The organism is Segeticoccus sp. (genome assembly GCF_035708005.1).
Genome location: NZ_DASSTI010000018.1, coordinates 18,635 through 28,804, shown reverse-complemented (window position 1 = coordinate 28,804; position 10,170 = coordinate 18,635). Strand labels below are relative to the sequence as shown.

Sequence of the window (10,170 nt, the reverse complement as noted above, 5' to 3'; positions counted from 1 at the left end):
CCCAGGCCGCACCAGGAAAGGGGACGGCCCCCGTCGGGGGGACAACGGGGGCCGTCGACGCGCCAGCTCCGGGGGGGAGGAGCCGGTGCGCCGGGCGCTCGACCCCGAGGGGGAGCGCGCAGAACCATCGTGCTCCCTGGTGGCCCGGAACGCAAATCTCTTGGCCAAAAATCACCCTGTGAATTTGCTGAACCGACGCGGGTTTCGCGACGTGTCAACAAGCGGTGGGCTCGTCGCGGTACCCGGGTGAGCAGGCCGGACAAGGTGATGGCACCCCGCGCACGAGGTGCCATCGACCGCGGCCCGGACGGGTTACCAGTGCGTGCACCTGACATGTCGCAGTGGGGCGAGCCCGCCACGATCGGTCCATCAGTGGACTGGCCGCGCGTGGGTGCCCGGCTGGGTCACGGTGGTCGTCGGGCTCTCGCCCGTCGGCTTGCCTCCCTGTCTACCTCGCTTCCGGGCAAATGTGAAGAGTTGACTTTCCCCGGTCAACATGCGTCCGGAGTGGGCGTGGGCCCGCCCGCTGCGGAGATCAGTGCACGCGCCCCGCCAGCACGGCGTCGGCGATCCGGCCACCCTCGCCCGCGCCCGCGACGACGGCGTCGGCGCAGTGGACCAGCCAGAGCGCGACTCCCCTGGCGGTGCCGCCGGCGTAGGCGCCCAAGGCCCCGACGTATCCAGCCGTGCCCTCACGCAGGTGGCCCACCTCGGGCACCGCCACACCGGTCGGGTCGAGCCCGCGGCTCTGGATGAGGGCGCGTTCGACGGCGCGGGCGACGAGGCCGTTGCCCCGCGTGAACGGGCGCACCACGGCGATCTCCGCGTGGACGAGCGCGGCGACCACGAGGGCCGGGGCGGCGTCGTCGGCGAGGACCAGGTCGCTGATACCGCGCAACCGTTGCGCCACCTCGTCCGTCGAGGGTGCGCTACCGAGATCGGCCAGTTCCCGGGCGGTCTCATCACCTTGGCGCGGTCGGCCGAGCTCCTCGTCCGCGACCAACCCGGCGCACGTCAGGTGGAGTCGGGCCAGTGCCTGGGCCGGCGCCTGACGCAGCAGGTCAGGCACCCGTTCGGACTCGGCCGTGGCCCGCACGGCGGCGCGCAACGTCTCCTCGACCGGATCGGGGTGTGCCGGCCACGGTCGCGCGCCGCGAACCAGGTCCCGGACCAGGTCCACGTCGACCTCCGCGCCCTCCAGGGCAGCGCTGGCGCGCGCTCCCCGCACCCGCGACTCGGCCGCGGCCTCGGCGGTCCGCCGCCGCAACGCCTGGTGCCAGCGCAGCGAGGTGCAGGCCTCCCGGGCCCGCTCGGTCGCCTCGGCCACGCCGGGCAGACCAAGGACGGCCGAGAGATCGGGGGCGGGAGACACGGCCGCCAGCCTAGGCCGCTCGCCACGTCCCCGATCCTCGGCCGCCGGCCGGGACGGTCTCAGGGCATCGCGCCGGAGAGCGAGAGGAACTCCTGGCGCGAGCGCAGGTCGCTGCGCAGCCGTCCGAGCAGGGTCGAGGTCACGGTCATGGCGCCCGACGCCTGGACCCCGCGCAGGGTCATGCAGGAGTGCTCCGCGGAGAGGACGACTCCCACGGCCCGCGGTGCGAGCTGCTCCTGCAGCCAGTCGGCGACCTGCTTGGTCAGCCGCTCCTGGGTCTGTGGCCGGCACGCGAAGTGCTCCACGACCCGGGCCAGCTTGGACAGGCCCAGGATCCGGTCCCCCGGCAGGTAGCCGACACAGGCGCGGCCGGCGAACGGCAACAGGTGGTGCTCGCACACCGACCGGAACGGGATGTTCCGGGCGAGGACGAGCTCGTCATAGCCCTCGTCGTTGGGGAAGGTGGTCAGCTCGAACGGCCGCGGGGTGAGCATCTCGGCCCAGGCCCGCGCCATCCGACCCGGTGTGGCGCGCAGGTGCTCGGAGTCGAGCCGCAGCCCGAGCGCCTCGAGGAAGGCGGCGGCCGCCACCTCCGCCTCCCCGAGGTCCGGCTGCGCGACCGAGGCGACGAGGTGCAGGGCGGGGGCCACCCCCACCGACTCGGCTCGGCCGACGGGTCGCGAGATGCGTTCGTGGTTCACGGTGGTCATCTGGATGCTCCCGTCCGGTCACCGGGTCAGCGGCACGTCGCCCGCAGCGTCCGCGTGCCGACGACGTCCCCAGGCGCTGTCGTACACCGCGGCGAGCCTGGCCAGCGCGAGGGCGGCGACCAGCAGGGTCGCGTCGCGCAGCACGACGTCGTAGAAGCCGGAGTAGGTGAGCAGGTTGACCACGATGCCGGCGAGCCACAGGGACACGACGTACGCGGCATACCGCGGCTTGAGGGCGACAGCGATCGCGGCGACGACCTCGATCGCGCCGACCACGTACATCGCCGTCTGTGCCGAGAAGGGCAGCAGGCCGACGATCCACGGTGCGAGGTAGTGCGGCCAGTAGGTGAGGGTGTTGGCGAACTTGTCCGCACCCATCCACAGCGGGAGCACGACGAACCCGATGCGCAGGAGCCAGAACGCGCCGTAGGCCGGCTCCTCACGGACCCGCGTCCAGGTGCGGGAGGGGGCGTGCAGGTGGGCGGGGGAGTGCAACGCCAAGTGGGTCATCGGGAGCTCCTTCTATCGACAATCTGGATACTTTTTAGATTTCTCCTTGTGCCACTCTTTGTCAAGAGTTGTTGGTGTTAGAGTTTGCGGCATGGGCAGGCACTCGATCCGACCGGATGCGCTGTCCGGGCTGGGCACGCTGGCCGACCCGGTGCGGCGCCGGCTCTACGACTACGTCGCCAGCCAGGACGAGCCGGTCCGCCGGGAGGACGCGGCCGCTGCCGCCGGCATCAGCCGGACGCTGGCGGCCTACCACCTGGACCGCCTCGCCGAGGCCGGACTGCTCGCCACCAGCTACGCCCGCCCCGCCGGGCAGAGCGGGCCGGGCGCCGGGCGGCCGGCCAAGCAGTACGAACGGGTGCAGGACGAGCTGACGGTGAGCCTGCCGCCGCGCAACTACCCGCTCCTGGCCCGCCTGCTCGCCGACGCGGTGGCGGCCGACCCCTCCGGAGCGGTGCGGCAGGCCCTGGCCGCCGCGGCCGAGGCGGAAGGCCGGGCGGCCGCCGAGCAGGGTTCGGACCTGCTGAGCGCGCTCACCGAAGGCGGCTACGAGCCGGCGGTCACCGACTCGGGCGACATCGAGCTGCGCAACTGCCCGTTCCACCAGCTCTCGCAGCGGCACACCGAGCTGGTCTGTGGGCTCAACCACGCCCTCCTGCGGGGGGTGCTCGCGGGCCGAGGAGAGGAGCCCGCACGCGCCGAGCTCGCCCCCCGCACGGGCCGGTGCTGCGTGGTGATCCACCCCGCGCGTCAACCGGTCTGAGCAGCAGCGCGTGGAAGAGGTGTCCGGAAGGAGGACACCATGAACCGCTTCCACCGCCACCTCCTCCCCGCCGCCCTCGCCCTGGCCCTCACCGGCGCCTCGGCCGTGGCGGTGGGCACCACCGCAGCCAGCGCCGGCACGCCGGCCGTCACCGCCTCCAGCCCCTCCTGCAGCACGACGTGGGGCTCGCTCGCCAAGAACAGCACGCCCCTGACCACGTCCCGGATCGGCGACGTCCGCACCGGGCAGCACACCTGCTTCGACCGACTCGTTGTGGACCTGGCCGGCAACCACACCCGCGCCGGCTACACCGTCCGCTACGTCTCGACCGTCCGCGCCGAGGGGTCCGGCACGCCCGTCCCGCTGCGCGGCGGCGCCCGGCTGCAGGTCACCGCCCACGCCCCCACCACCCGTAGCTGGCAGCACCCCACGGAGCTGGCCGACGTCACCGGCTACCGGACCTTCCGGCAGGTCGCCTGGGCCGGCTCGTTCGAGGGCTACAGCACCGTCGGCCTCGGCGTGCGGGCCCGCCTGCCGTTCCGGGTCCTCACCCTGGACGGCCCGGGCAACGGCACCCGTCTCGTCGTGGACGTCGCCCACCACTGGTGAGCCACGCTGCCCACCCACGAAGGGGAGGTATGCCGGGTGCCTCCACCCGGCATACCTCCCCTTGACGTGGGGTGAGGGGCGGACCGGCTGAGCCGAACCCACCGGAGCGGTTGCGCAGTTCTGTTCGTCCGGACACGGCCAAGAACAGGTCAAGACATCGTCAAGACCGTCGCCACCGGACCGGCGGGCTGCCTAGGGTCCCAGCCAGACCCGAGGACCGAGAGGTCCCCGGGTCGCCCCTTACCCCTCTTTCCTCACCCTGGAGATCAGACCCATGGCTCATCACCGTCCCCGGCGGCGCACCCTCCTCGCCCTCGCCTCGGCAGCGGTCGTCACCGCGAGCTGCTACGGCGGGGCGGCCCTGGCCGCACCCGCACCGGACGAACCCCCCTCCACCCACGTGCCCGTGCCCACCCCCGAGGGCATGCTCATGAGCTACGTGGTCAACGCCAAGCAGGCCAACCCGGGCCAGACCCGGCTTGCCGAGCAGGCGGTGCGCGACGCCGGCGGCGTCGTCGCGCAGTCCTGGCCGCAGATCGGCGTGGTCATCGCCCACTCCACGCACGCCACCTTCCGCACCGACGTCGTCCGGCTGGCCAAGGGCCACGCCGTCGAGTCCGCCGGCCCGACCCGCACGGCGGCCGTCACCGAGGGCACGCCCGACGCCCTGCCGGCCAGCAAGGCTCCGGGCTCGCGCGGCGCCTCCGCCTACCAGAAGAAGGGCCAGCACAAGGTCGCCGGCTACTACGCCGGCGCGGACGTGGTCGCCGCCGCTCCGGCCGCGGACCCCCGCGAGGGGGAGCAGTGGGACATGGCCATGATCAAGGCCGACGCAGCCCACGCCCTCACCGACGGCTCCCGCAACGTCGTCGTCGGCGTGCTGGACAGCGGCATCGAGAGCGCCCACCCCGACCTCGCGCCCAACATCGACGCCAAGGACTCGGTCAGCTGCATCAACGCCGGCCGGCCGGACCAGACGCCCGGGTCCTGGGAGCCGACCACGAGCGGCCACGGCACCCACGTGGCCGGCACGATCGCCGCCGCCCGCAACGGAATCGGCATCGTCGGCGTCGCGCCGAACGTCCGCCTCGCCTCGGTGAAGGTGGTCAACGACGCCGGGTTCATCTATCCGGAGTACGCCGTCTGCGGGTTCGTCTGGGCCGCCGACCACGGCATGGACGTGACCAACAACTCCTACTACGTCGACCCGTTCGAGTTCTGGTGCGGTGACCAGCCGGAGCAGGCGCCGGCCCTCGAGGCGGTGCGCCGTGCCGTCGCCTACTCGGAGAAGAAGGGGGTCGTCAGCGCCGCCGCAGCCGGCAACTCGTCCTACGACCTCAGCAACAAGACGACCAACGACTCCAGCCCCAACGACGCCGACGAGCCGGTGCTGCGCACGATCAACAGCAGCTGCCAGGACATCCCGGCCGAGCTCGACGGCGTGGTCACCACCTCGTCGCTGACCAGCAGCGGTGCCCTGTCCTCCTTCTCCAACCGCGGGCTCGGCTCGATCGACGTGTCCGCACCGGGGAGCTCGGTCCTGTCCACCTGGCCTTGGGGTGGCTACGCGAAGCTCAGCGGCACCTCGATGGCCTCGCCGCACGCGGCCGGCGTCCTGGCGCTGCTGAAGTCCACCCACCCGAACGCCTCGCCCGCCGAGCTCGTCCGGCTGCTGCGGGCGCAGGCCGACGACCACGTCTGCACGACGGCGGCGCGTGGCGCGGCGTGCGTGGGCACCGAGCAGGACAACAGCTACTACGGCGAGGGAATCGTCGACGCCCTCGACGCGGTGAAGTGACGCACACCCCTGATCAGGTGAGGTATGCCGGGAAGCCGGCTTCCCGGCATACCTCGCCCTGGCGGCTCACTCCCGGGGCCAGACCGGCACGACCGGCCGCTTGGCGGTGAAGTTGAACACCGCCGCGAACGAGGCGTACCAGGCGATGAGGGCGGTGGCGATGCCCGTCCACCCGCCGGCGTGGTTCCAGATCGTGACACCGGAGAAGGCACCGATCGCCAGCAGGATGTAGGTGATGAACAGGGCGACGAAGACGCCGGCGATCGCACCCGAGACCCGGAACGACGCGAGCATCATGTAGCCCGTGAAGATCGCCCACGCCACCAGGTAGAGGCCGACCCCCTCCCCCGCCGCCGAGCCCGCTGCGGACAGGTCGGCTTTGGTGGCGAGGAACCAGAACGACAGCCAGAAGGCACCGTACGAGCAGAACGCGACGGCACCGAAGGTGTTGCCCTTGGCGAATTCCCAGATACCCGCGGCAAACTGGGCGCCGCCGCCGTAGAAGATGGCGAGCCCGAAGACCCCGGCCTCCACGCTCGCCGGGATCAGGCCGGCGTTGACGACGCTGAGGAAGAACGTCGTCATCGCGAAACCGGCCAGCCCCAGGGGTGCGGGGTCGGCGAAGGCGCCGCCCGGCGGGAGGACCCGCTCAGGCCCTTCGCCCGGCTCACCCGGTCGCCCGGGGACGACCCGTCTGCCGGTGCCTCCTGAGGGAAAGTCGCTTTCGGCAGTGGTGGCCATGATCGCTCCTTTCGCCCGAGGAAGGACGACGTTTCGACGCTAAGTCGCTTCGGGGATCGCGGCAAGCGCGTTGGGTTGAACGGAGGGGACAAGAGGAGTTGAGTGGGGCTGTCGACCACGAACCACCGCTCCCCACGGACGCCGGTCCGCGGACGCTCGCGCTCGCCGGCACGGGACCACTACGAGGAGGCACCATGGCTGAGACCAGTCAGAACATCGATGCGCTGATGGCAGAGGAGCGCCGGTACCCGCCGGACCCGGAGTTCACCGCGCAGGCGAACGCTCAGCCGGGCTTCTACGAGCAGGACCCGGACACGTTCTGGGAGAAGGAGGGCCGCGAGCGCGTCAGCTGGTTCACCGACTTCACCACGTTGAAGCAGTGGGACCGTCCCTATGCCAAGTGGTACCTCGGCGGCACGCTCAACGTCTGCTACAACTGCGTGGACCGGCACGTGGAGGCGGGGTTGGGCGACAAGGTCGCCTACCACTGGGAGGGCGAGCCGGTCGACGATCGGCTGACGATCACCTACGCCGACCTGCAGCGCCGGGTCGTCAAGGCCGCGAACGCGTTCAAGAGCCTCGGTATCGGCAAGGGCACCAAGGTCGCCGTCTACATGGGGATGATCCCCGAGGCGCCGGTGACGCTGTTGGCGCTCGCGCGGATCGGTGCCCCCTTCACCTTCGTGTTCGGCGGGTTCAGCGCCGACGCGCTCGGCAGCCGGCTGGTCGACATGGAGTGCGAGTACCTCATCACCCAGGACGCCTCCAACCGGCGGGGCAAGCCCTCACCGCTGAAGCCGATCGCGGACGAGGCGATGGCCCAGGCGCCGACGGTCAAGACCTGCGTGGCGGTGCGCCGCACCGGCAGCGACGTCGAGATGACCGAGGGCCGGGACCACTGGTGGCACGACGTCGTCGACTCCCAGAGCGACGACCCCGCCTCGTGCCCGTGCGAGGAGATGGACTCGGAGGACATGTTCTTCCTCATGTACTCCAGCGGCACGACCGGCCGGCCCAAGGGCATCGTGCACAGCACGGCCGGCTACCTCACCGGCGTCGCCTCCACCCACTACTACGTGTTCGACATCAAGCCGGAGACCGTGTACTGGTGCGCCGCGGACATCGGGTGGATCACCGGACACAGCTACATCGTCTTCGGCCCGTTGTGCAACGCCACGACCAGCGTGATGTACGAGGGCACGCCGGACTTCCCGGACAAGGACCGCTGGTGGGAGATCGTCGAGCGCTACCGGGTCACGGTCCTCTACACCGCCCCCACCACCATCCGCACCCACATGAAGTGGGGCGCGCAGTATGCCGAGCAGCACGACCTGTCGTCGTTGCAGGTCCTCGGCTCCGTCGGTGAGCCGATCAACCCCGAGGCGTGGGTCTGGTACCGCGAGAACATCGGCGGCGGAAAGACACCGGTGGTGGACACCTGGTGGCAGACCGAGACCGGCATGATCATGGTGACCCCCACCCCAGGACTCACCACGCTGAAGCCGGGCTCCGCGACGCAGCCCTTCCCCGGGGTCGAGGCGGCCGTCTACGACGAGGAGGGCAAGGAGATCCCTGCGGGCAGTGGCGCCGGGTACATGGTCGTCAAGAGCCCGTGGCCGGCCATGTTCCGCGGCCTCTACCACGACGACGAGCGGTTCAAGGAGACCTACTGGAGCAAGTTCTCCGACGCCTACCTCGCCGGCGACGGCGCGCGCGTGGACGAGGACGGCGACTTCTGGCTCATGGGCCGCATCGACGACGTCATGAACGTCTCCGGTCACCGGTTGTCCACGATCGAGATCGAGAGCGCCCTGGTGGACCACCCCGACGTGGCCCAGGCGGCGGTGGTCAGCCGTTCCGACGCCACCACCGGTCAGGCGATCGTGGCCTACGTGACGTTGCGCAGCCACGCCGAGGGCTCGACGCAGAAGCTCGCCGAGCTGCGCGACCACGTCGGCAAGGTGATCGGCCCGATCGCCAAGCCGGCCAACATCGTGTTCACGCCGGAGCTGCCGATGACGCGCTCCGGCAAGATCATGCGGCGGTTGCTCAAGGACGTCGCCGAGAACCGCGCCCTGGGCGACACCACCACCCTGGCCGACCCCACGGTGGTGAACGAGATCAAGCAGCGTGCGGAGAGCGAGTCCGCCAAGGACGAGTAGCCCGTCGGCGTGCGCCCCGGCCGAGCCGCTCCAGCGGACCGGCCGGGGCGCAGTGCTGCACCGGTAGGATGGGCCGCGGTGCGCCGGGAAGTCTGGTCGGCAGTCCACGTCGCCGACCCGTGAGGATGCGCCCGTGAGTGTGCTGCCGTCCCGCCCTCGCCTCTTCCGTCGCTCGAGCTGGCCCGAGGTCCAGCACGTCACCGCCGCCCTGCGCACCGAGACGGTCGGCGGTGGCCTGCTGCTGGGGTTCGCCCTCCTCGCGCTGGTCTGGGCGAACACCCCGTGGGCGCACAGCTACTTCGCGCTGCGCGACGTCACCCTCGGGCCGAGCACGCTGCAGCTGCACCTGTCCCTGGCCACCTGGGCGGCGGACGGCCTGCTCGCCCTCTTCTTCTTCGTCGCGGGCCTGGAGCTCAAGCACGAACTCGTGCTCGGCGACCTCTCCCATCCCGCCAAGGCCACCCTCCCGGTCGTGGCCGCGGTCTCGGGGGTGGCCCTGCCCGCCGTCGTCTTCGTCGTCGTGAGCAGCGCCCTCGGTGGCACCGGCGAGGCGCTGCGCGGGTGGGCGGTGCCGACCGCGACCGACATCGCCTTCGCCCTCGCCGTGCTCGCCGTCCTGGGCACGCACCTGCCCTCGGCGCTGCGCTCCTTCCTGCTGACGCTCGCGGTCGTCGACGACCTCATCGCGATCACGATCATCGCGGCCTTCTACACCGACCACCTCTCCGTCGCGGCCCTGCTGCTGTCCCTGGTGCCGGTCGCGCTCTTCGGGCTCTTGGTCCAGCGTCGGGTCGGCCGCTGGTGGTTGCTGGTGCCGCTCGCCCTCATCGCCTGGGCGCTGGTCCACGCCTCCGGGGTGCACGCCACCGTCGCCGGAGTGGTGCTCGGGCTGCTCGTGCCCGTGCGCCGCGGCCCCCGCGACCCGGCCGATCGGCCGACCCTCGCCGAGCGGCTGGACCACCTGCTGCACCCGGTGTCCGCCGGCGTCGCGGTGCCGCTGTTCGCGTTCATGGCTGCGGGTGTGACCGTGGTCGGCGGCGGCTTCGGCGCCGCCTTCGCCGACCCGGTCGGACTCGCGGTCGTGCTCGCCCTGGTGGCCGGCAAGGCCGTCGGCGTCTTCGGCGGCACGTGGGTGACGGCCCGGTTCACCCGCGCCGAACTGGACGAGGACCTCGCGTGGAGCGACGTGCTGGGCCTGTCGCTGCTCGCTGGCATCGGCTTCACCGTCTCCCTGCTCGTCGGGGAGCTGGCCTTCGGGGCCGGATCCGCGCGGGACAGCCACATCAAGATCGCCGTCCTCACCGGCTCCCTGGTCGCCGCCCTGCTGGCCGCCGTGGTGCTGCGCCGGCGGAACCGCGCCTACCGCCGCATCGCGCTCGAGGAGGCACGGGACGACGACCACGACGGCGTGCCCGACTGCTTCCGAGGAGCCGCCGAGGGGCCGGACCAGTGACCGCCCGCTAGGGTTGAGTGGAGCAGCAGTCATCCGCACCGACGACTGGAGG

At 71.7% G+C, this 10,170-nt stretch carries 9 protein-coding genes; 5 read left to right on the top strand and 4 right to left on the bottom strand.

Going from position 1 to position 10,170, the window contains the following annotated elements; all coding sequences use genetic code 11:
* Positions 1 to 535 precede the first annotated feature (535 nt).
* The 3 genes from VFL99_RS01765 to VFL99_RS01755 are packed head-to-tail and all read right to left on the bottom strand — an operon-like array spanning position 536 to position 2,592.
* Entirely contained in the window at positions 536 to 1,372 is an 837-nt protein-coding gene (locus VFL99_RS01765) for a Fic family protein (protein ID WP_325104598.1), read from the bottom strand.
* 59 nt (positions 1,373 to 1,431) lie between these two features.
* A complete protein-coding gene (gene folE, locus VFL99_RS01760) occupies positions 1,432 to 2,082 on the bottom strand; it encodes a GTP cyclohydrolase I (protein WP_325104597.1) in 651 nt (216 codons plus the stop codon).
* A gap of 18 nt (positions 2,083 to 2,100) precedes the next feature.
* Complete coding sequence (locus VFL99_RS01755) at positions 2,101 to 2,592, bottom strand: hypothetical protein (RefSeq protein ID WP_325104596.1); 492 nt, start codon at positions 2,590 to 2,592, stop codon at positions 2,101 to 2,103.
* Between the two features lie 91 nt (positions 2,593 to 2,683).
* Here VFL99_RS01755 and VFL99_RS01750 point away from each other — a divergent pair, with 91 nt between their 5' ends.
* From VFL99_RS01750 to VFL99_RS01740, 3 genes are all read left to right on the top strand, one after another.
* Positions 2,684 to 3,355, top strand: coding sequence for a helix-turn-helix transcriptional regulator (locus tag VFL99_RS01750; protein ID WP_325104595.1), 672 nt, complete (start codon positions 2,684 to 2,686; stop codon positions 3,353 to 3,355).
* Between the two features lie 39 nt (positions 3,356 to 3,394).
* Positions 3,395 to 3,964 (top strand): AMIN-like domain-containing (lipo)protein, encoded by a 570-nt coding sequence (locus VFL99_RS01745; RefSeq protein ID WP_325104594.1) that lies wholly within the window; start codon positions 3,395 to 3,397, stop codon positions 3,962 to 3,964.
* Between the two features lie 274 nt (positions 3,965 to 4,238).
* Positions 4,239 to 5,762 (top strand): S8 family peptidase, encoded by a 1,524-nt coding sequence (locus VFL99_RS01740; protein WP_325104593.1) that lies wholly within the window; start codon positions 4,239 to 4,241, stop codon positions 5,760 to 5,762.
* Positions 5,763 to 5,828: 66 nt separating this feature from the next.
* Here the strand turns inward: VFL99_RS01740 and VFL99_RS01735 are convergent, their stop codons facing one another.
* Positions 5,829 to 6,503, bottom strand: coding sequence for an acetate uptake transporter (locus VFL99_RS01735; protein WP_325104592.1), 675 nt, complete (start codon positions 6,501 to 6,503; stop codon positions 5,829 to 5,831).
* 194 nt (positions 6,504 to 6,697) lie between these two features.
* Between VFL99_RS01735 and acs the strand changes: the two genes are divergently transcribed.
* Together acs and nhaA are read left to right on the top strand one after the other, a co-directional pair.
* Positions 6,698 to 8,665 carry an acetate--CoA ligase gene (gene acs / locus VFL99_RS01730; protein ID WP_325104591.1) on the top strand — a complete coding sequence of 656 codons (1,968 nt, stop codon included), beginning with the start codon at positions 6,698 to 6,700 and terminating at the stop codon, positions 8,663 to 8,665.
* 133 nt (positions 8,666 to 8,798) lie between these two features.
* Positions 8,799 to 10,118 carry a Na+/H+ antiporter NhaA gene (gene nhaA, locus VFL99_RS01725; protein ID WP_414713701.1) on the top strand — a complete coding sequence of 440 codons (1,320 nt, stop codon included), beginning with the start codon at positions 8,799 to 8,801 and terminating at the stop codon, positions 10,116 to 10,118.
* Positions 10,119 to 10,170: the final 52 nt, after the last annotated feature.

What these genes read in the sequence shown, in the direction of transcription:
- acs (WP_325104591.1), top strand. Translation starts at nt 6,698, where the DNA reads ATGGCTGAGACCAGTCAGAACATCGATGCGCTGATGGCAGAGGAGCGC.
- VFL99_RS01735 (WP_325104592.1), bottom strand. Translation starts at nt 6,503, where the DNA reads ATGGCCACCACTGCCGAAAGCGACTTTCCCTCAGGAGGCACCGGCAGA.
- VFL99_RS01755 (WP_325104596.1), bottom strand. Translation starts at nt 2,592, where the DNA reads ATGACCCACTTGGCGTTGCACTCCCCCGCCCACCTGCACGCCCCCTCC.
- VFL99_RS01750 (WP_325104595.1), top strand. Translation starts at nt 2,684, where the DNA reads ATGGGCAGGCACTCGATCCGACCGGATGCGCTGTCCGGGCTGGGCACG.
- VFL99_RS01740 (WP_325104593.1), top strand. Translation starts at nt 4,239, where the DNA reads ATGGCTCATCACCGTCCCCGGCGGCGCACCCTCCTCGCCCTCGCCTCG.
- VFL99_RS01745 (WP_325104594.1), top strand. Translation starts at nt 3,395, where the DNA reads ATGAACCGCTTCCACCGCCACCTCCTCCCCGCCGCCCTCGCCCTGGCC.
- folE (WP_325104597.1), bottom strand. Translation starts at nt 2,082, where the DNA reads ATGACCACCGTGAACCACGAACGCATCTCGCGACCCGTCGGCCGAGCC.